Here is a 19,257-nt window from a genome sequence, read left to right as displayed (position 1 = left end):
CATGCGCCGCCTGCTGGCGATCACCACGGCCCTGACGTTGCTGGCGCCCGCCGCCTGGGCGCAGACCGAGAGCGTGTCCGCGCGGCCGGACACAGCGACGGTGGTGATCTATCGCGACCAGCCGGTCGATACGGTCGCCCTGATGGCGCAGTCGCGTCAGCCATGGAATCGGCTGGACCGGCAGGGCCTGGCCCTGATCGTCGAGACGCGCACGGTCGATCTTCCGGCGGGCGAGGGGATCATCCGCTTTCGCGGCCTGGCTACCGGCGTCGTGCCGCAGAGCGCGGTGCTGGAGGGCCTGCCGGCCCATGTGGTCGAGCGCAACGCCGACTTCGACCTGCTGTCGCCCGCCAGCCTGATGGAGAAGTCCGTCGGCGAGGTGGTGCGCGTCGTCCGCACCAACCCCGCGACCGGCGAACAGGTCGAAAAGCCCGCCGTGATCCGCGCGGGCGCGCAAGGCACGGTGCTGGAGATCGACGGCCGGTTCGAGGCGCTGGACTGCTCGGGCCAGACCGAGCGGGTCGTTTTCGACCGCATCCCCGAGGGGTTGGGCGACCAGCCGGTGCTGTCGGTGCGGACGCGCGCCGAGCGGGCGGGGCGGCACAAGGTGACGCTGGCCTATCTGACCACGGGGCTGCAGTGGTCGGCCGACTATGTGGCGCGGCTGGACCCGACGGACGGCACGCTGGATCTGACTGGTTGGGTGACGCTGGCCAACTTCGGCGGCACCGGCTTCCCCGACGCCCCGGTCCAGGTGGTGGCCGGGACGCTGCGGAAGGATGCGGGCACCACGCCGGTCGAGCCGATGGTCCGCTATCAGCAGAACGAATGCTGGCCGCAGGGGACGACGACCCTCGGCAGCGGGCTCGAACCGGCTTACAAACAGGATCGCGTCGAATACAACGGTCCGCCCGTGATCGTACCGGGAATGCCTGCTCCCGCTCGTATGGCCATGCGTTCGGCGGTCGAGGACATCGTCGTCACCGGCAGTCGGATCGCCCGGCAAGGTGAACTGGGCGACTACAAGATTTATACCCTGCCCGAACCGACGACCGTCGCGGCGCGCCAGACTAAACAGGTGCGCTTTCTGGAGCGCGAGGGCGTGGCTTATGAGCGCGTCTATCGCGCCGGAGTGCTGAACGCAGACGAGGAGACGCAGCCCACGGCCATCGTCATGAAGCTGCGCAACGAGGAGCGCGCGGGGCTCGGCGTGGCCCTGCCGGGCGGCTCGGTGGCGGTGATGCAGCCGGATGGCGCGGGCGGCGTGCTGCTGGCCGGTCAGGACCGATTCGAGGACAAGGGCGTGGGCCTGCCGGTGCGGCTGAACTTCGGTCAGTCGCCGGATGTTCAGGTGCAGACGCGGCTGGTGAAGAGCGAGAGTTCCCGACGGGGGGCGGTGACGACGCAGCGTTCCGAAATCGAGACCACGGTCACCAACGCCCGCTCCGAGGCGGTCACTGTGGAACTGGTCGCCAACGCCGCCATGCAGCGCGGCTTTCGTATCCGCAGCCAGTCGGTGCGCAGTCGGGTGGACGACACCGGCTATCCGGTCTGGACGCTGACCGTGCCCGCCAACGGCGCGGCGACGCTGAAGGCCGCCTGGACGACGACGGATTGATCAACCCTCTCCCGATGGGAGAGGGTCAGTCGCCTCTGGCCGCCTGCCTCGGGCTGAACTTCGGCGCGGGGGCCAGGCGCATGACCTCGCCCTGATAGCGTTCGTCGTCGCCCGCCACGGCGAAGGGGAGGGCGTCGGCGCAGGCCTGCAGCAGGGCGTCCAGCCAGGGCTTGTCGGCCTTGTGGAAGTCGCCCAGGACGTGGGCGTGGACCAGCTGCGGCTCGCCAGGGTGGCCGATGCCCATGCGGGCGCGGCGGAAGTCGGCGCCGAGGTGGCTGATCAGGCTGCGCACGCCGTTCTGGCCCGCTGCGCCGCCGCCCTTCTTCATGCGGAAGCGGCCCGGAGCCAGGTCGATCTCGTCGTGGAAGACGATGACGTGCTCGGGCTTCACCTTGTAGAAACGCGCCGCCTCGCCCACGGCCCGGCCGCTCTCGTTCATATAGGTCTGGGGCTTCATCAGCAGGACCTTGGTCCCCTCGATCTCGCCGTCGGCGACGATCGACTGGAACTTGGCGCGCGACGGGCCGAAGCGCCAGCGGCTGGCGATCTCGTCCACGGCCATGAAGCCGATGTTGTGGCGGTTCTTTTCGTATTTGGGCCCCGGATTGCCCAGCCCGGCGATGATGATCATACGGCCCTCATGCCCCGTGCTTCGGGCAAAGAAAAGCCCCGCCGGGCGAACCAGGCGGGGCTGAAATCTTCGACGGGAAAGGAAGCTTATTCAGCTTCAGCCGTCGTGTCGCCGGCGTCGGACTGCGAGGCGGCCGAGTTCTTGATCGCGGCGATCATGAAGTCGCGGTCGGTGATGACCGGCGTGGCGCCTTCCGGCAGCTGGATGTCCGAGATGCGGATGTTCTCGCCGATCTCGCGGCCCTTCAGGTCGACGATCAGCTCGGACGGGATGCGGTCGGCGCGGACCAGGATCTCGACGGTGTGGCGAACGACTTCCAGCATCCCGCCCTGACGGGTGTAGGGAGCTTCGTCAGCGTTGACGAAGGCGACCGGAATTTCGATCTTGATCTCTTCCTTGGCGCCGACGCGCATCAGGTCGAAGTGCAGCGGGCGGTCGGTGACCGGATCGAACTGGATGTCCTTGGCGATGACCGGCTGGGTCTCATTGCCGTACTTCAGGGTCACCAGGTGACCGATCAGCTTGCCCGTGTAGAGCGACTTGCGGAACTCGCGCTCGTTCACGGAGAGGGCCACCGGGGCCTTGTCGCCGCCGTACAGCACGCCGGGCACGGCGCCGTCGCGGCGCGCGGCGCGGGCGCCGCCGGTGCCCACGTTTTCGCGCAAGTCAACGTTCAGAATGATCTCGGCCATCGGGCTCGCCTTCAATACAAGTAAACGCCGTCGCAGAACCGGGTCCCGCGCGGCGGGGTCATGAACCCTTCGAATTCAAGAGCGCGGGCTATTACACGGAACGCGGGGCGGACGCAACCGCCCCGGCTCCGCCGCGCCCGGTATATCGTTCTCAGCCCTTGGGAGGCGCGGAAGCCGCCGCCGCCGCCATGGGGGTCGGCCCCGGCGGCGGGAGCTCCGCCGTAAGGGTCGGCATCGGCCCGGTGTACTGGGCCGTGCACTGGGCCAGGTCGCGCGCGATGTGGCGGCCGGCGCAGAACATGTCCTCGTAGCTGGGCTTGGACGCGGCCAGGCACTGGAACAGCATCAGCTTGGACATGTTGAAGCAGAATTCGTTGTTTGATTCGCTGGTCAGCGCGTCGGTGTTGGCCTTGGCGTCGTCGCCTGCGGCGCCCAGGGCGGCCAGGGCGGCGATGGCCAGGGAGTTGGCGATCGCGGGCGTGAAGGGAGCGCTGCGCTGGGCGGGCGTCAGGTTCAGGCCCGAGCCGCTGTTGGCGGCGGCGAACAGGCGGGCGCTGTCCTCGGCGGAGGGCAGGCGCGGGACCGCCGACAGAGACTTGGCGCCCTCCAGTCGACCCACACGGTCGGCGACGGGCTGGACGGCCCAGCGGCGGCGCGGATCGCGGCGTTCCTGAATGGTGTAGGCGTCGCCTTCCACCGCCTCGGCGATGGCGGTGATGGCCGCGATGTCCTTGCCCATGGTCGACACGATCAGGCCGGCGGCCGAATCCGCGCCCGGCAGGGTGGCGGCGTAGGCCGGGTCGGCGATGATTCGCGCCACCATCTGCTGGCGCTGGGCGGGATCGGCGGCGAACTGGCGCACGCCCGCGACGTATTCGGGGGACTGCAGGGCCAGGATGGCGCCGTAGGCGATCATGCCGCGCGACAGTTGCCCGGCTTCGACGGCCGCGCCCTTGCGCAGGGCGGCCTGGATGGATTCGGCGTTGGGGAAGCCGGCCTGGATCGATCCGACCTCGCGCACGAAGGCGACATAGACCGAGGCCGCCTCGGCCACGCTCTGGTTCAGGGCCAGCGCCGGAGGCGGCGGGGGCGGCGGGGCGGGCGGCGGGGCCTCGGGCTGCGGCGTCGAACAGCTGGCCAGGACGGCGGCGGCGGCGATGGCGGCGACGGACAGGCCGCGGCGCAAGAAGGCCTGGGACATCGGCGGTCTTCCCTTTGAGCAAGCGATACGCACTGAAAGCGACAGGGGACACGGGATGCGCGCCCCCTGATCTTCGAGCCCTTATATCGCGAAGGGAATGGTTAGCCGACGCTTAATCGAAGAGCTTGGAGACCGACTCTTCGTTGGCGATGCGCCGGATCGCCTCGCCCATCAGCGGCGCCACGGAGACGCGGCGGATCTTCGAGCAGTTCAAAACTTCGTCAGGCTGTTCGATGGAGTCGGTGATGACCAGCTCCTTCAGCGGGCCGTCGGCGACGCGGTTGACCGCCGGGCCCGACAGGACGCCGTGGCTGATGTAGGCCGACACTTCGGTCGCGCCGCGGTCGATCAGGGCCTTGGCCGCGTTCACCAGGGTGCCGCCCGAATCGACGATGTCGTCGAACAGGATGCAGCGGCGGCCTTCGACGTCGCCGATGATGTTCATGACCTCGCTCTCGCCGGCCTTGGGGCGGCGCTTGTCGACGATGGCCAGGTCGGCGTTCAGGCGGCTGGCCAGCGAGCGGGCGCGCACCACGCCGCCGACGTCGGGCGAGACGATCATCAGGTCGTCGCCCTTCGGATAGTGATCCTTGATGTCCTGGGCCAGCACGGGGGTGGCGACCAGGTTATCGGTCGGGATGTCGAAGAAGCCCTGAATCTGACCGGCGTGCAGGTCCATGGTCAGCACCCGGTCGGCGCCCGCGCGGGTGATCAGATTGGCCACCAGCTTGGCCGAGATGGGCGTGCGGCCGCCGGTCTTCCGGTCCTGACGGGCGTAGCCGAAATAGGGCATGACGGCCGTGATCCGCTTGGCCGAGGCGCGCACCAGCGCGTCGGTCATGATCAGCAGCTCCATCAGGTTGTCGTTGGCCGGATAGGAGGTCGACTGGATGATGAAGACGTCCTCGCCGCGGACGTTCTCCTCGACGACGGCGAACACCTCGTTGTCAGCGAAGCGTTTCACCTGGGCCTTGGTCAGCGGCATGTCCAGGTGGGTGGCGATGGCCTGGGCCAAGCTCCGGTTCGAATTGCCAGCAAGCAGCTTCATTGACCGGTCATCCTTTCGCCGTCATCGCTCCGCCAATAGTTGCGGATGCGTTTCTGGACGCGCTCTCTAGGCGGCGAACGATGCGGCGTCCAGCCGTGTTCCGGTTCGATCATCGATTTCGGCGGATTGGCTTGGACGCGGGCGCTGTTATAGAGAACACAACCTGCTACCGAGGGCGCGTGTCGCGTGTCCGCGTCCCGAAGGCATCTTGATGAGGTCGCCCTTGCTCGCTTCGAAGTCTCGTTCCGGCCTGGTCGTGCTGGCCGCCGTGGTCGCGGCCCTGTCGGTCGCCGCCTGCTCGGGGACCAAGCCCCGCACGCGCCTGGCCTATGAAGAGCGTCCGGTCGAGGCTCTCTACAACACCGGCTATCAGCGCCTGCAGTCCAAGCGCTGGATGGATGCCGTCGACTACTTCCAGGAGGTGGAGCGTCAGCACCCCTATTCGGAGTGGGCCCGCCGCGCGATCCTGATGCAGGTTTACGCCTACTATCAGAACAACAACTATCAGGACGCGATCGCCGCGGCCGACCGCTTCATCGCCCTGTTCCCCGGCAATCCTTCGGCGGGCTACGCCTTCTACATGAAGGCCGTCTGCAACTTCGAGCAGATCGTCGACGTGGGCCGCGACCAGGGCTACGCCGAGGCCGCCCTGGCGGGCCTGCGCGACGTGGTGCGCCGCTATCCGGGCTCGTCCTACGCCACCGACGCGCGGGTCAAGATCGACATGGTCAACGACCAGCTGGCGGGCAAGGAGATGGCCGTGGGCCGCTTCTATCAGCGCGCCAACCAGCCGCTGGGCGCCCTGAACCGCTACAAGGCGGTCATCAACAACCCCGATTTCCAGCGCACCTCGCACACGCCCGAGGCCCTGTATCGCCTGGTCGAGGTCAACCTGAGCCTGGGCCTGACCGAGGAGGCGACGCGCAACGCCGCCGTTCTGGGCTACAACTTCCCGGGCAGCCCCTGGTACGCCGAAGCCTACGCCCTGCTGACCGAGCGCGGCCAGCGCCCCGACGTCGCGCCGCAGGGCAAGCGTGAATCCTGGCTGCAGCGCCTGATCCCCGGCGGCGCCTGATCCTGTCGAAAAGGGAAGGGGGCATGGCGATTAAGACGCTGCGTTCCCGTTCCGTTTCTGTCTAGGATGCGGCGAAACCTCGAATCAGATCGCCCATGCTGACCACCCTCTCGATCCGCGACGTCGTCCTCGTCGACGCCCTCGACCTGGAGGTCGAGGACGGCCTGACCGTGCTGACGGGCGAGACCGGCGCCGGCAAGTCCATCATTCTCGACGCCCTGGGCCTGGCCCTGGGCGCGCGCTCCGACGCCGGTCTAGTGCGGGCAGGGGCCAAGCAGGCCTCGGCCACCGCCGTCTTCACCGCGCCTGACGACGAGGCCCTGATCGTCCTGTTGTCCGAGCGCGGCTTTGAGGTCGCGCCGGGCGAGGAACTGATCCTGCGCCGCGTCGTCTCGGCCGACGGCCGCAGCCGCGCCTATGTCAACGACCAGCCCGCCGGCGTGACGGCCCTGCGCGAGATCGGCGCCCTGCTGGTCGAGGTGCACGGCCAGCACGAGACCGTCGGCCTGCTGGACTGGAAGACCCACCGCGCCCTGCTCGACAACTACGGCGGGCTTCAGCCCCAGCTGGGAGGCGTCGCCGACGCCGCCGACCGGCTGAAGGCCGCGCAGACCCGACTGGACGAGTTGGAAGCCTCCGCCGCCGAGGCCGCCGCACGCCAGGAAGAAATCATCCTCACCCTGGCCGACCTGGACGACCTTGATCCCCAGCCGGACGAGGAAGTCGACCTGGCGGGCGAACGCGCCATGCTGGGGGCGGCGGAAAAGGCGGTCGCCGACCTGGCCGATGCGCGCAACCTGCTGGGCGGGGACAAGCTGAGCCAGCGCCTGGCCTCGGCCCTGCGCGCCGTGGAGCACGCGCGCCAGCGCGCGGCGCAGGCGGGGGCCGAGGGCGACAACCCCGTCATCGTGAAACTGGGCCTGGCGGCCGAGGCGGTCGACCGCGCCCTGGTCGAGGCGACCGAGGCCGTGGCCGCCGTCGACGCCGCCGCCGACGCCTTCGACTTCGAGCCCGGCCGACTGGACAAGGCGGAGGAGCGACTGTTCGCCCTGCGCGCCGCCGCCCGCAAGCTGAACACCACGGTCGACGCCCTGCCGGCCCTGCGGGTGCGCCTGCGCGAACAGTTGCGCCTGATCGAGGACGGGGAGGAGGCCCTGACCAAGGCCCGCCGCGACGTCGCCGCCGCCATCGAGGCCTATGACGTCGCCGCCCTGCTGCTGACCTCGGCGCGCGAGGCGGCGGGGGACCGCCTGGTCGCCGCCGTCATGGACGAGCTCGGTCCGCTGAAGCTGGAGCGAGCCCGCTTCCGCGTGACGCTGGAGCCGATCGAGGGGCGTCGCGGTCCGTTGGGCGTCGAGACGATTCGCTTCGAGGTCGCCACCAACGCCGGAACCGCCTTCGGGCCGCTGGACACGGTGGCCTCGGGCGGCGAACTGGCGCGGTTCGCCCTGGCCATGAAGGCGGCCCTGGCCAGCCGCGAGGATCAGCGCCAGCCGGTCATGATCTTCGACGAAGTGGATCAGGGCGTCGGCGGCGCCGTGGCCGAAGCCGTCGGCGGGCGCCTGCAACGCCTGTCGCGCGGGGCTCAGGTCCTGGTCGTGACCCACAGCCCCCAGGTCGCCGCGCGCGGCCACGCGCACTGGAAGGTTCGCAAGGCCGACGTGGAGGGCCGCACCCGCACCTCCATCGACGTGCTGGAGCCTGGCCCGCGTCAGGAAGAGATCGCCCGGATGCTGTCGGGGGCCGAGATCACCGACGAGGCCCGCGCCGCGGCGCGGGTGCTGATCGGCTGAGTCTTTCCTTCTCCCCTTGTGGGAGAAGGTGGGCGCCGGAGGCGCTCGGATGAGGGGTCTTGCAACAGCGGATGAAGGGGGCGGGATGTCAGGCCAGCGCCACCCCTCATCCGTCAGGCTCCGCCTGCCACCTTCTCCCATAAGGCGAGAAGGCTCAGACGCCCAGAATCCAGCCTTCTTCGCCCTCGACCTGCTCCACCAGCTCCGCCGTGGCTCCCGCAGGCGGCGCAAAGGCCTTCTGCAAGGTTCCCGCGTCGTCCATGCGGGCGAAGGCTTCGGCGGCGGCGCGGACCTGGGCCTGCGTCTTGTATTCCTTGACGCCTTCGGCGTTCACGGCGCGCTTGGCCTCGAACATCAGCGGCCAGACCTCGACCACAACGGCCGACAGGGGCTCGATGTCGGCCTCGGTCAGCTCGCGCCAGCCGGTGCCGAACGGCCAGACCGCCGCCGACGCGCCCAGCGTATCCAGCAGGCGACGCAGCATGGGCACGCCGACCAGGGTCAGGCCGCCGATGGCGCCCGCGCCGTGCATCTGCCAGACGCTCTTGGGCGGCAGTTTGTCCTTGCGCGCGGCCAGTTCCGTGGCGCGGAATTCGGGGATGTCGGCGCCGGCGCCTTCGGGCGGCTTGGTCGTGGTCAGCCAGCGCTGGGCCTGGCTGGCGGGCGCGCCCCAGAAGGGCCAGGGCTCGTCCGTCATCAGGCGGTTCATCTTGGCCGCGACCTGATAGCGGTTGTTCGAATTGTCGGCCTTGTCGACGATGTTGGCGGCCAGGAACTTGCCCATGGCGTCCCACGGGCGGCCGTCCAGCTTCAGCCGCGCGGCCGTGCCGGCCGGGAAGCCGAAGTCGAAGTCGAAGCCGACCAGAACGCGGTCGCCCCGCTTGCGGTGCTCGGCCAGCAGGTCGGCGATCAGCTTCTCGCCCTCGGCGCGCGTGGCGACGTTGTGGGTCTCGGCATAGAGGCGGAAGCGCACGTCGCGCTTGGCGACGCCGACCCACAGGGTCTGTTCGCCCAGCTTCTTGCCCTCGGCGGCGGTCCAGTTGGCGATGATGTAGGCGTCGAAAAGGCGGGCCACGGGGGCTCCTGAAGAAAGGAAGCGAAAGAACAGGAACGGGGGCTTCTAGCCGTCCATACTCAAGCCGTGAAGGGCGATCAGCGTTGCATCAAGGCTTCGACATGCGACAACCAGCGGCGCCCCAGACGCAGGCCTTCGCCGGGGGACCGCGTGCCGGTCGCCGTCTCGACCTCGGAAGCGGGCGCCGTGCGCGACCCGTTCCACAGGGCGACCTCGAATTCGGGGTTGTGCGGGTCGCTGAACATCAGCCTTAGCACCACCAGTTCCGCGTCGGGGGCGTCCAGGTCGATCTCCTTGCGCAACTGGCCGCGCAGGACGCGGGCGATCACATGGCCGTCGACGATGATCTCGCCGCCCAGCACCTCCTCGAAGGCATAGATCAGGCCCAGGCCGCCGCGGTTCCACAGAACGGCCAACTGACCGCCGTCGAGGTCCAGACCCGCCGCCCGGCCCTCGGACGCGGACAGGGCCAGGGTGTCGGCGGGCGCGCCCAGCGCCTTCTTCATCGCTCGCCGCAGCCGCCGCTCCGACTCCATCCACCAGGACAGCAACAGGGCGCCGGTGGTCAGGAAGGCGGCGATCAGGGCGATCAGCAGAATGGCCCTGAACGTCTCCCCCATGGATCAGGCCCCCAGATCCAGCTCGACCACGACCGGGACGTGATCGCTGGGCTTGTCCATGTCGCGGGCCTCGCGGTGCGTCTCGATGGCCCGGAAGCGGTCGGCCGCCTGGGGCGACAGCAGGGCGAAGTCGATGCGGATGCCGTGGTCCCGCCGCCAGGCCCCCGCCTGATAGTCCCAGAAGGTGAAGGTGCCGGCGGGCTCGCTGCCCAGTTCATGGGAATCGGCCAGGCCCAGCCATTTCAGGGCGCGGAAGGCCTCGCGGCTCTCGACCTGAAACAGGGCGTCGTCGGCCCAGGCGGCGGGGTTCTTGGCGTCCTCGGCCTCGGGGATGACGTTGTAGTCGCCGCACAGGGCCAGCGGCTCCTCCAGCGCCAGCAGCTCGCGCGCGTGGTTGTGCAGCCGCTGGAACCAGGCCAGCTTGTAGGCGAACTTCTCGGTGCCGATCGGGTTGCCGTTGGGCAGGTAGATGGAGGCGACGCGGATCGGGCGGGGCGCCTCGATCAGGGCCTCGAGATAGCGGGCCTGTTCGTCCCCATCATCGCCGGGCAGGCCGCGCCGCACGTCCGACAGCGGATATTTCGAGAGCAGGGCGACGCCGTTGTAGCTCTTCTGGCCGTAGGTCTCGACGTTGTAGCCGAGGTCCTCGAACGCCTCGCGCGGGAACTTCTCGTCCAGGCATTTGATTTCCTGGAAGCAGGCGACGTCGGGGTTGGCGGCCTGAATCCACTCCAGCACCGTGGGCAGGCGGGCGTTGACCGAGTTCACGTTCCAGGTGGCGATGCGCATGGGACGCAAGGCTAAGGTGAGCCGCGCCGAACGGGAAGAGGGCCGCGCAAAACAAAGACGCCGCCGGATCGCTCCGACGGCGTCTGAAGGTCAGCCTGGGCCGAGGATCAGCTGTTCGGCTCGGTCGCGGCCGGAGCGGCCGCGGTCAGCTTGCAGCCGCCGCCGATCTGCTGGGCGGTGGCGCAGGGGTAGATCTGCTGCACGGCGTGTTCGGCATTCAGGCGGGTGATGAAGCCCTCGGCGCCCTGGCAGGCGACCTCATAGAAGGCGCCGTTGGCGTTCTTGCCCATGTAGCGGGCCTGAGCCACGTCGCAGCCGGCAGCTTCCGAGCCGGCCAGCCAGCGCTTCAGGGTGGCGGCCTGTTCCTGGGGCGTGGTGAAGCGGCAGGTCGCGTTGGCCGAGGCCAGTTCGAGGCAGGAGGCGATCTCCCAGCCGCCGGCGGCCTTGTTGATCTGGGCGCCGTCGACGCCGGCGCAGCCGATTTCATAGACCACGGCGCCGCCCGGCTTGCTGCCGATGATGGCGCCCTGATCCACCGTGCAGGCGAGGCCGGCTTCCTTGGCGAAGGCGGTGAACACGGCCATGGCGTTGTCATTGGCGGGCAGGGTGCACTGGGAGCCGACGTCGGCCTCCGGGTCACGAGCGCGCACCTGCTGGGCCGAGGCGGCCAGCACCAGGCAGTCGGTCGCCTGCGGCGGGGTGGAGGTCAGCAGCAGATAGCCGGGGCCGGACGCGCACGAGACTTCGTACAGCGACTCCTTGGCGGCCGATTGGCCCAGAAGCTTGGCTTCGGTGATGCTGCAGTTGGTGTTGGTCGCGGTCAGGACGCCCTGGGCGGCCGCTTGAATCTCTTCGGCGCTGGGCGGCTTGGGCTGAGCCTGGCGGGACTGGCGTTGGCGGTTGCGCGCGGTGCGGTTTTGGGCCTCGGTGACCTGCGGGTGCTCCGAGTCTTGAGGCGCTTGTTGGGCGAAAGCGGGCGAGGTCAAGCCCGAGATGAGGACCGCCGCGGTCAGGGCGACGAGGGTGCGAGCATTACGAGACACGAAGGCGCTCCTTTGAACAGGTTGAACATCCCTGAAGGCCGCGACGTCCCGGGTCAAGAATGGACGTGGCCCGAAAACCTCCTTACAACGATAGTTGCAATTGGAGACGGACTTGGCCGACGGTGATGCTTTCGCAGGGAGCCGCGTGGAACGCGGACTGACCTATCCGTTCAGGGCCGTTCCCTCGGTCGGCGAGGCCGTGTCCGTCGCGCCCGGCGTGCTGTGGCTGCGTCTGCCGCTGCCCTTGGCGCTGAACCACATCAACGTCTATGCGGTCGAGGACGGCGAGGGCTGGGCCCTCATCGACACGGGCCTGTCGACCGCGGCGGCCAAGGCGGGGTGGGAGGCGGCCCTGGCCGGTCCCTTGGGCGGCCGCCCGGTGACGCAGGTGATCTGCACCCACATGCACCCGGACCACGTGGGCCTGGCCGGCTGGCTGGCGGAGCGCTTCGGCGCGCCCATGCTGATGTCGCGGCTGGAGTTCGTCACGACGCGGATTCTGCTCGCTGACGAGGCCCTGGGGCCGCCGGCGGGGGCCGAGGCCTTCTACCGCGCCGCCGGTTGGACGGATGAACAGATCGGCCGTTGGCGCAGCGGCTACGGCGGTTTCGGCCGCGCGGTGGAGGCCTTCCCGCGCGAGTATCGGCGGCTTGCCGAGAACGATGTCCTGACTCTCGGGGGCGAGGCCTGGCGGGTGGTGGTCGGCGAAGGCCACAGCCCCGAGCATGTCTGCCTGTGGCGCGAGACGGACGGCGTCTTCATCGCCGGCGACCAGATCCTGCCGCGCATCTCCTCGAACGTTTCCATCTGGCCGACCGAGCCGGACGCCGATCCCCTGGGCGACTGGCTGCGTTCGCTGGAGGATTTGAAGGCGCGCCTGCCGGGCGATCTGCTGGTGCTGCCGTCGCATGGCGAGCCCTTCTACGGCGTGACGACGCGGCTGGAGGCCCTGCTGCGCGGCCATGAGGTGGCGCTGAAACGGCTGGAAAAGACGCTGCGGACGCCGTGTCGCGCCGTCGACGTTTTCGGCGCCCTGTTCGCCCGCCCGGTCGGGGACGCCGTGCTGGGCATGGCGACCGGCGAGGCGCTGGCGCACCTCAACTATCTGGAACGCCAGGGACGGGTCCGCCGCGCGCGGGACGGGGACGGCGTGGACTGGTGGAGCCTTTGGGAGACAGGCGCATGAGCGAGCATATTCGGACCCATCTGGACGGCGGCGTCCTGACGGTCGTCTTCGACCGGGCGGACAAGAAGAACGCCATCACCCAGGCCATGTATTCGGCCCTGGCCGATGCGACGGAGCGGGCGCGGACCCACGACGCCGTGCGCGTCATCCTGTTCCGCAGCGAGGGCGACGCCTTCTCGGCGGGCAACGATATCGCCGACTTCATCGCCATCGGCCAGACGACGGGCGACCTGGTCCAGATGGGCGTGTTCCGCTTCCTCAAGGCCCTGGCCGATCTGGACAAGCCGGCGGTGGCGGCGGTGCGCGGCCGGGCCGTGGGCATCGGCCTGACCCTGCTGCTGCATTGCGACATGGTGGTGGTGGCCGAGGACGCCCTTCTGTCCGTGCCCTTCGTCAACCTGGCCCTGGCGCCCGAGGCGGCGTCCTCCCTGCTGCTGGCGGCCACTATCGGTCATCGGCGGGCGTTCGAGCTGTTCGCCCTGGGCGAGGCGATCGACGGCCGCACCGCCCTGGCCTGGGGGCTGGCCAACCGCGCGGTTCCGGCCGATCAGGTCGAGGCGACGGCGGCCGATCTGGCGGCCAGGCTGGCGGCGCGCGCGCCCAACTCCATCCGCAAGACCAAGGCCCTGATGCGCGACGCCGAGGTGCTGTGGGCGGTGATGCAGCGCGAGGCCGAGGCCTTCGGCTCGCAGATGCGCAGCCCCGAGGCGATGGAGGCGTTCATGGCCTTCACCCAGAAGCGGGTGCCCGACTTCTCCAAACTGGGCTGATTTCGCCAGAACGCGATTTCGCCAGAACGCGATTGATTCGAGGGGCGCGGGGGACTACGGGCCGCGCATGAACGCCGCGCCCGCCTCCGTCCCTCCAGATGACCCGCAACCCGCCGGGGCGATCACGCGCGAGACGCCGCAGGACGCGGCCGCCGTCGACGCCCTGGTCATGGCCGCCTTCGGTCCCGGCCGCTTCGCCAAGACGGCCGAGCGGCTGCGTGAACGGGCGTCCCTGGCGGCGGGCTTCTGCCTGCATGAAGACGGGCGCCTGATCGGTTCGGTCCGCCTGTGGTCCATCCTCACGGGCGAGGCGCGCTCGGTCTTCCTGGGCCCCATCGCCGTGGACAAGTCCAGCCGCAGCACCGGCCTGGGCGGGCATCTGGTGCGGGCCTGCATCGCCGAGGCCAGGGCGCAGCAGCTGGACGGAATCCTGCTCGTCGGCGATCCGCCCTATTTCTCGCGCTTCGGCTTCCTGCCGGCGCCCCAGGCCGTGCTGCCGGGGCCGGTGGATCAGCGCCGGGTCATGTGGCTGCCGATCACCGAGGCGGCGCCGGTCGGCGCGGTGCGTCCCGCCTGACGACGGCTTCGGCCCGACCTTCCTTTGGGACGCGGCGCGCCCCATAGTTTGCTTATGCCGAACAAACCGACATCGTCGGGCCAGTCTGAGGGCGGCCTGAAAAGCGTGGCCGAAGCCGCGCGCCAGGCGCCGGGACGGGGCCTGCCCCCGGTTCACCTGTGGAACCCCGCCCATTGCGGCGAGATCGACATCGTGATCTGCGCCGACGGCGTGTGGATGCACGAAGGCTCGCCCATCGGCCGGGCCGAACTGGTGCGGCTGTTCTCGACCGTGCTGCGCAAGGACCCCGACGGCTATCACCTGGTCACGCCGGTCGAGAAGCTGAAGATCGCGGTCGAGGACCTGCCGTTCCGCGCTGTCGCCGTGCGCGAGGCGGGCGACGCCCTGGTCTTCACCACGGATCAGGGCGACGAGGCGGGCGCCGGGCCGGACCACGCCCTGGTGGTCGACACGGACCCGGCCACGGGCGAGCCCGCGCCGCGCGTCCATGTGCGCGGCGACCTGTGGGCGCGGATCACGCGCCCGGTCTTCTATGAACTGGTCGAGCGGGCGGTGGAGCAGGACGGGCGGCTGGTCGTGCGTTCCGGCGGCCTGGCCTTTCCGCTTGGGCCGCAAGGAGCGGGCCTGTGACCTGCAGCAGCCTGAAGGCGCGTCTGGAGGCGCGGCTGGACCCGGTCTCCGCCTGGTCGCCGGGGCGCACGGCGGGGCGCTCGGACTACGACCTGAACCCCGGCCACAGCCGACCGGCGCGCGAACTGCGCCCGGCGGCGGTGCTGGTGCCGGTGATCGCCCGCGCGGAGGGGCCGAGCGTCCTGCTGACCCGCCGCTCGGACAGCCTGGCCAGCCACACGGGCCAAATCGCCTTCGCCGGCGGCCGCCTGGATCCCGGCGAGACCGCCCTCGACGCCGCCCTGCGCGAAGCCTGGGAGGAGATCGCCTTGGATCCCGCCGTGGTCGAGCCCCTGGGGCTGGGCGATCCCTATGAGACGGTCACGGGCTTCCTGGTGACGCCGGTGGTCGGCTGGCTGGCGGCGCCGCCGCAGGTCACGCCGTCGCCCGCCGAGGTGGCCGAGGTGTTCGAGGCCCCGTGGAACTTCCTGATGGACCCGGTCAACCATCGCCGCGACTACTACGACCCCGACACCGGACCGCGCCGCTGGTTCTGGGCCATGCCCTATCGCGAGCGCTACATCTGGGGGGCGACGGCGGGCATCCTCAAGGGCCTGTTCGCACGGCTGTACGGCGAGGAGGCCGCCCCCCTGGAGGCCGCCCAGGCCGACGCGATCGAGTGCGCGGAATGAGCCGCGTCCTGCAGGACCAGGCCTGGCTGACGGCCGGCGCCACCCAGGCGGTGATGGCGGCCCTGGCGGCGGCGGGCGGGCCGGGCTGCGCCCGCTTCGTCGGCGGCTGCGTGCGCAACGCCGTGCTGGGCGCGCCTATCGACGACGTGGACATCGCCACCACCCTTCAACCCGAAGCGGTGGTGAAGGCCCTCAAGGCCGCGGGTCTGAAAAGCGTGCCGACCGGCATCGAGCACGGCACGGTGACCGCCATCGCCGAGCGCCAGCCGTTCGAGATCACCACCTTGCGGCGCGATGTCTCGACCGACGGGCGACGCGCCACGGTCGCCTTCACCGACGACTGGGCCGAGGACGCGGCGCGGCGGGACTTCCGCCTGAACGCCCTCTACGCCGACGCCGACGGGGTGATCCTGGACCCCACGGGCGCGGGCTATGACGACGCCCAGGCCGGCCGGATCGTCTTCGTCGGCGACCCGGAGCAGCGCATCGCCGAGGACTATCTGCGCATCTTGCGCTTCTACCGCTTCTACGCCTGGTACGGGCGCGGCGCGCCCGATGCGGCGGCGGTCGCGGCCTGCGCCGCCCTGGCCGAGGGCGTGGAGCGGCTGTCGGCCGAGCGGGTGTCCAAGGAACTGCTCAAGCTGCTGGCCGCGCCCGACCCGCGCCCGGCGGTGCGGTTGATGGATCAGGCGGGCGTGCTGGGCCGCGTCCTGCCACCGCCGGTAGGCCTCGGCCTGTTCGAGGCCATGGTGGAAGTCACCGATGATCCCCTGCTGCGCCTGTCGGCCCTGCTGCCCGACGACGGCGAGGCCGTGGGGGCGGCGGCGCTGCGGCTGCGGCTGTCGAACGCTCAGAGGGACCGGCTGGTCGCCGCCGTCGCCGTCGAGGCCGATCCGGCGATGAGCGACGCCGAGGCGCGCGCCGCCGTCTGGCGCGCCGGGCGTCAGGCCGTCGAGGACCGGCTGCATCGCGCCTGGGCGGCGGGGGCGGAGGGAGAGGCCGTTCGATGCCTGCTGGCCCTGGCGGCGGACTGGACCCCGCCCCGGATGCCGGTCGGCGGGCGCGACCTGGCGCGGCTGGGCCTCAAGCCGGGGCCGGAGACGGGACGGCTGCTCAAGGCCTTCGAGGAAGGCTGGATCGCCGACGACTTCCCCGACCACGGCCACGAGGCGCGGCTGAAGGCGCTTATGGCTCCGCCCGCTTGAGGCGCACGATCACCGGCCGGTGGTCCGACCCCGTCTTCGCGCCCAGCCGCCGCTCGACTAGGGCCAGGTCGGGCGAGCGCCAGACGTGGTCGATGGCGATGCCGAGGAAGGACGGAAGGGCTGACGGCCAGGTGCCCGGCCAGGCGGGGGCGGGGATCAGGCCGGTCTCGGCCTGGATCTGACGGCCGATGCGCCCGCTGGACACGCTGTTGAAGTCCCCGGCGACGACGACCGGCCCGTCCAGTCCGGCGCGCAGCCCGGCCAGGCGCCGGGCCTGGCTGATCTGGCCGTAAGGGTGCTGGAAGGGCCAGGGCCGGGTCAGGTGGACGGCGACGAGGTTGATCGGCCCCAATGACGTCTCGGCCTCGGCGACCAGAACGGCCAGCCCCTGGCCCTCGGCGTCGCGCAGCCGTTTCAGCGGGCGGCGCGAGGCGATCACCGAGCGCGCCGCCCCGCTGGTCCGGTCCCGGCGCGGGGTGCTGACGCGGTGGGGATAGGCGGCCAGGATCGTGTCCAGCCGCGCGGCTGGGGCGTCGCCCAGTTCGATCAGCATGACCACGTCGGCGTCGGCCTGTTCGATGGAGCGGGCGATGGCGTCCACATCCGCATTCCGCGCCCACAAGTTGGCGGAATAGACGGTGAGGCTCTCCGGCCCGACGGCGCGGCCCCGCTCGGGAGTCCACTGGGGCCAGGCCGCCAGCAGCAGAAGCCCCGCCACGCCCGCGCCCAGCGCCGCCATGCCCCACAGGCGGCCCAGCAGGAAGACGCCGCACAGCACCACGGCGGCGATCAGGGCGGGCGCCGTGAATTGGGTCAGCAGGTCGGGCAGGCGGTGGCCGACGTGGCTCAGCGCCGCGACGGCGACGAGGGCGGGCGGCGCCAGCAGGGCCAGGGCCGCCGCGCGCATCAGGGCCTGGGTCGGGGTCATGCGTCCGTCTTGGCGAAAGAAGGGGGAGGGGCATCGGTTAGCGCGCCGCCGCCCGTCCTGTCGAGCGCGGCCCATGCGCGCGCCCGAGGCCTCGCGATAGCGCGTCAGGGCGGGCCAATCCCTGTAGATTCCCGGCATTGGCGGGCGCCGGGCCGCATCGGCGCGCCGGGGTTCGGGGCCTGAGCAGACTGCGGTCTCAACCTTGGAGACCGCCATGAACGACGACGTCAGCGCGCGGCTGGGCCTGCCCTATCTGGCGGCCGGACAGCTGCAGAAACACGTGACCCTGAACGAGGCCCTGACACGGCTGGACGCTCTGATCCAGACGGCCGTGGTCAGCCGCGCCACCCCGGACCAGCCCGCCGATCCGGCCGAGGGGGCCCTCTACATCCTGCCGGAGGGCGCGAGCGGCGCGGACTGGTCGGGCCGCGCGGCGGGCGAACTGATGCGCCACGAACGCGGCGGCTGGACCCCGGTCCCCGCGCCTGACGGCCTGTTGGCGGCGGTGCTGGACAGCGAGGAGATCCTGGTCCGGCGCGGCGGCGCCTGGTCGCCCCTGTCGTTCGGCCTGCCCGAGGAAATCCAGCAGATCACCCGCCTGGGCGTGAACACCACGGCCGACGCCGTCAACGTCGTCGCCGTGCGGGCCAATAAGGCGCTGTGGACCGCGCTGGAAAGCGAGAGCGGCGGCGACGGCGACCTGCGCTTCACCTTCAACAAGCAGACGGCGGGCGACGTCCTGTCCCTGCTGTTCCAGAGCGGCTGGGGCGGGCGGGCCGAACTGGGCCTGGTCGGCGACGACGACCTGCGGCTCAAGGTCAGCTCCGACGGCGGGAACTGGCGCGAGGTGCTGATGGCCGACCGCAACACCGGCCGGGCCTGGTTCGCCCAGGGCGCGACGCGGCGCGAGACCACGATCCTGAGCGCCAACGGCAGCTGGAGCCCGCCCGCCTGGGCGCGCTGGGTCGAGGCGGTCTGTCTCGGCGGCGGCGGGGGCGGCGGGGCCGGCCTGTCCGGCGCCTCGGGCTCGGCCCGGCACGGCGGCGGGGGCGGCGGCGCGGGCGGCGTCATGACCGCCCTGTGGCCGGCCGATGCCCTGTCCGCCGGGCTGGCGGTCACGGTCGGCGGCGGCGGGGCGGGCGGAAGCAGCTCCGGCGCGGCCGGAAGCCCGGGCGAGGCCAGCCTGATCAAGACCGGCGCTTCGACCCTGCTGACCGGCGAGGGCGGCCGAGGCGGGGCGGGCGGCTCGGCCGCCTCAGGCGCGGGCGGCGCCGGTGGCGGAGGTCTGCCGTCCTCCAACGCGGGCGGGGCGTCCTCGATCTCGGCGGCGGGCGCCGCGGGGCAGGCCTTGTCGCGACCCGACGGACCGGGCGGCGGCGGCGCGGGCGGCGGTCTCAGCGCAGCCAATCAGGCTCAGGCGGGCGGATCGGGCGGGGACGGCGCGCTCCTGGGCGTGCGGGCGGCGGGGGCCGTCGGCGGCGCCTCGACGGGCGCGGCGGGACAGGCGGCGCCGCAGCCGAGCCTGCACTGGGCGGGCGGCGGCGGCTCGGGCGGCGGGGCCAACGCCTCGGGCGCGGGCCATGCGGGCGGCGCGGGCGGCCTCCATGGCGCCGGAGGCGGAGGCGGCGGCGCGGGCCTGACCTCGCCCGGGGCCGGAGGCGCGGGCGCGCCGGGCGTCGTCTGGCTGACGGCGATCGGGTGATGG

General features: G+C 71.1%; 19 protein-coding genes. 10 read left to right on the top strand and 9 right to left on the bottom strand.

Annotation, left to right across the window (positions count from 1 at the left end; genetic code table 11):
* Position 1: 1 nt before the first annotated feature.
* Positions 2-1,618: a DUF4139 domain-containing protein gene (locus D8I30_RS00580; protein ID WP_121481000.1), complete on the top strand. Its 1,617-nt coding sequence runs from the start codon at positions 2-4 to the stop codon at positions 1,616-1,618.
* 25 nt (positions 1,619-1,643) lie between these two features.
* Here D8I30_RS00580 and pth read toward each other — a convergent pair whose 3' ends face one another.
* The 4 genes from pth to D8I30_RS00560 all read right to left on the bottom strand — a co-directional run bounded on the left by pth (position 1,644) and on the right by D8I30_RS00560 (position 5,190).
* On the bottom strand, positions 1,644-2,249 hold the full coding sequence (pth, locus tag D8I30_RS00575) for an aminoacyl-tRNA hydrolase (protein ID WP_121480999.1): 606 nt from the start codon (positions 2,247-2,249) through the stop codon (positions 1,644-1,646).
* Positions 2,250-2,335: 86 nt separating this feature from the next.
* On the bottom strand, positions 2,336-2,941 hold the full coding sequence (locus D8I30_RS00570; protein ID WP_121480998.1) for a 50S ribosomal protein L25/general stress protein Ctc: 606 nt from the start codon (positions 2,939-2,941) through the stop codon (positions 2,336-2,338).
* 151 nt (positions 2,942-3,092) lie between these two features.
* Positions 3,093-4,142 carry a hypothetical protein gene (locus D8I30_RS00565; RefSeq protein ID WP_121480997.1) on the bottom strand — a complete coding sequence of 350 codons (1,050 nt, stop codon included), beginning with the start codon at positions 4,140-4,142 and terminating at the stop codon, positions 3,093-3,095.
* A 112-nt stretch (positions 4,143-4,254) separates the two neighbouring features.
* On the bottom strand, positions 4,255-5,190 hold the full coding sequence (locus tag D8I30_RS00560) for a ribose-phosphate pyrophosphokinase (RefSeq protein ID WP_121480996.1): 936 nt from the start codon (positions 5,188-5,190) through the stop codon (positions 4,255-4,257).
* Positions 5,191-5,401: 211 nt separating this feature from the next.
* Here D8I30_RS00560 and D8I30_RS00555 point away from each other — a divergent pair, with 211 nt between their 5' ends.
* Positions 5,402-6,265, top strand: a complete 864-nt coding sequence (locus tag D8I30_RS00555) for an outer membrane protein assembly factor BamD (RefSeq protein WP_121480995.1) — start codon at positions 5,402-5,404, stop codon at positions 6,263-6,265.
* Between the two features lie 95 nt (positions 6,266-6,360).
* On the top strand, positions 6,361-8,058 hold the full coding sequence (recN, locus tag D8I30_RS00550; protein WP_121480994.1) for a DNA repair protein RecN: 1,698 nt from the start codon (positions 6,361-6,363) through the stop codon (positions 8,056-8,058).
* Positions 8,059-8,212: 154 nt separating this feature from the next.
* Here recN and D8I30_RS00545 read toward each other — a convergent pair whose 3' ends face one another.
* From D8I30_RS00545 to D8I30_RS00530, 4 genes are all read right to left on the bottom strand, one after another.
* Positions 8,213-9,133: a cobalamin biosynthesis protein CbiG gene (locus D8I30_RS00545; RefSeq protein WP_121480993.1), complete on the bottom strand. Its 921-nt coding sequence runs from the start codon at positions 9,131-9,133 to the stop codon at positions 8,213-8,215.
* Positions 9,134-9,210: 77 nt separating this feature from the next.
* Positions 9,211-9,753, bottom strand: coding sequence for a hypothetical protein (locus tag D8I30_RS00540; RefSeq protein ID WP_121480992.1), 543 nt, complete (start codon positions 9,751-9,753; stop codon positions 9,211-9,213).
* A gap of 3 nt (positions 9,754-9,756) precedes the next feature.
* Entirely contained in the window at positions 9,757-10,542 is a 786-nt protein-coding gene (locus tag D8I30_RS00535; RefSeq protein WP_121480991.1) for an exodeoxyribonuclease III, read from the bottom strand.
* A 107-nt stretch (positions 10,543-10,649) separates the two neighbouring features.
* Complete coding sequence (locus D8I30_RS00530; protein ID WP_121480990.1) at positions 10,650-11,585, bottom strand: hypothetical protein; 936 nt, start codon at positions 11,583-11,585, stop codon at positions 10,650-10,652.
* 145 nt (positions 11,586-11,730) lie between these two features.
* Here D8I30_RS00530 and D8I30_RS00525 point away from each other — a divergent pair, with 145 nt between their 5' ends.
* The 6 genes from D8I30_RS00525 (at position 11,731) to D8I30_RS14910 (ending at position 16,624) form a co-directional block, all read left to right on the top strand.
* On the top strand, positions 11,731-12,771 hold the full coding sequence (locus D8I30_RS00525) for an MBL fold metallo-hydrolase (protein WP_121480989.1): 1,041 nt from the start codon (positions 11,731-11,733) through the stop codon (positions 12,769-12,771).
* The gene (locus D8I30_RS00520) at positions 12,768-13,541 is read left to right on the top strand and encodes an enoyl-CoA hydratase-related protein (protein ID WP_121480988.1); all 774 of its coding nucleotides are present in this window, start codon (positions 12,768-12,770) and stop codon (positions 13,539-13,541) included. Before D8I30_RS00525 ends, D8I30_RS00520 begins: the two co-directional genes overlap by 4 nt.
* A gap of 67 nt (positions 13,542-13,608) precedes the next feature.
* A complete protein-coding gene (locus tag D8I30_RS00515) occupies positions 13,609-14,118 on the top strand; it encodes a GNAT family N-acetyltransferase (RefSeq protein WP_121480987.1) in 510 nt (169 codons plus the stop codon).
* Between the two features lie 54 nt (positions 14,119-14,172).
* Positions 14,173-14,748: a DUF1285 domain-containing protein gene (locus tag D8I30_RS00510; protein WP_205570730.1), complete on the top strand. Its 576-nt coding sequence runs from the start codon at positions 14,173-14,175 to the stop codon at positions 14,746-14,748.
* Positions 14,745-15,419 (top strand): CoA pyrophosphatase, encoded by a 675-nt coding sequence (locus tag D8I30_RS00505; RefSeq protein ID WP_121480986.1) that lies wholly within the window; start codon positions 14,745-14,747, stop codon positions 15,417-15,419. Before D8I30_RS00510 ends, D8I30_RS00505 begins: the two co-directional genes overlap by 4 nt.
* Positions 15,416-16,624, top strand: a complete 1,209-nt coding sequence (locus D8I30_RS14910; RefSeq protein ID WP_121480985.1) for a CCA tRNA nucleotidyltransferase — start codon at positions 15,416-15,418, stop codon at positions 16,622-16,624. The genes D8I30_RS00505 and D8I30_RS14910 overlap by 4 nt, the downstream gene beginning before the upstream one ends.
* On the opposite strand, the gene D8I30_RS00495 is transcribed toward D8I30_RS14910, so the two are convergent.
* A complete protein-coding gene (locus D8I30_RS00495) occupies positions 16,605-17,552 on the bottom strand; it encodes an endonuclease/exonuclease/phosphatase family protein (RefSeq protein ID WP_121480984.1) in 948 nt (315 codons plus the stop codon). The genes D8I30_RS14910 and D8I30_RS00495 overlap by 20 nt on opposite strands.
* A 214-nt stretch (positions 17,553-17,766) precedes the next feature.
* Between D8I30_RS00495 and D8I30_RS14905 the strand changes: the two genes are divergently transcribed.
* A complete protein-coding gene (locus tag D8I30_RS14905) occupies positions 17,767-19,254 on the top strand; it encodes a DUF2793 domain-containing protein (protein WP_121480983.1) in 1,488 nt (495 codons plus the stop codon).
* The last annotated feature ends 3 nt before the right edge of the window (positions 19,255-19,257 follow it).

Source organism: Brevundimonas naejangsanensis (genome assembly GCF_003627995.1).
Taxonomy (GTDB): Bacteria; Pseudomonadota; Alphaproteobacteria; order Caulobacterales; family Caulobacteraceae; genus Brevundimonas; species Brevundimonas naejangsanensis_B.
Note: the sequence above shows the minus strand (reverse complement) of the source record. Positions and strands in the feature narration are given on the sequence as shown.